Here is a 631-nt window from a genome sequence, read left to right as displayed (position 1 = left end):
GAATACAAGATTAAACTGGAGCGAATGCAAGTTGCCCTTGAAAGCGAAAAGATTGCCCTTGAACGCTTACGCGAAACAACCGTTGACCGTGAAGAAGTCAAGAGAGCAGCGCGTGAGTTTGGAAGAGCACACCGTGACGCCATGTTGAATTTTCCGCATCGATTTGGTGCAAGCATTGCCGCACAGGTTGGATGTGATGCTGCAAGCCTAATCGGTGCCATTGATTATTACATACGAAAGGCTTTGCTTGAAGCTGTTCCTATTCCAGTTCCTTATCATGATCCTCAACCTCCAGAATGAGAGCGTTTTGGGGCGAGCAAAGAATGAATAATGGATGAGAATGCTGTTACAGAATTTTTCTCCCATGCCAATGATGCAAGACAACCGGACCCACCATACACGGTTTCTCAATGGGCGGACAAGAATAGATACCTTAGCACCGTAGCCAGTGCTGAACCTGGATTGTGGAGAACAAAGCGGACCCCCTATTTGCGCGAAATCATGGATAATCTTTCTTCTCACAAACCGATTGAAACAACCATTGTCATGAAAGGAGCGCAGGTTGGCATGTCAGAGGCAGGATTGAATTTCTGCGGTTATGCTATTCATTATAGTCCAGGACCTGCCCTTT

Annotated in this window: 1 protein-coding gene and 1 pseudogene; both read left to right on the top strand. The window is 46.4% G+C overall.

Features of this window, described 5'->3' with window-relative positions:
- Positions 1-300, top strand: a pseudogene (locus ACFIM8_RS09320) (hypothetical protein); the annotation flags it as partial.
- 30 nt (positions 301-330) lie between these two features.
- On the top strand, positions 331-631 hold a 301-nt coding region (locus ACFIM8_RS09315), incomplete at its 3' end, for a phage terminase large subunit family protein (RefSeq protein ID WP_375614853.1).

It is taken from the genome of Bartonella sp. AC535YNZD (assembly GCF_042196625.1).
In the GTDB taxonomy this organism is placed as follows: domain Bacteria; phylum Pseudomonadota; class Alphaproteobacteria; order Rhizobiales; family Rhizobiaceae; genus Bartonella.
Note: the sequence above shows the minus strand (reverse complement) of the source record. Positions and strands in the feature narration are given on the sequence as shown.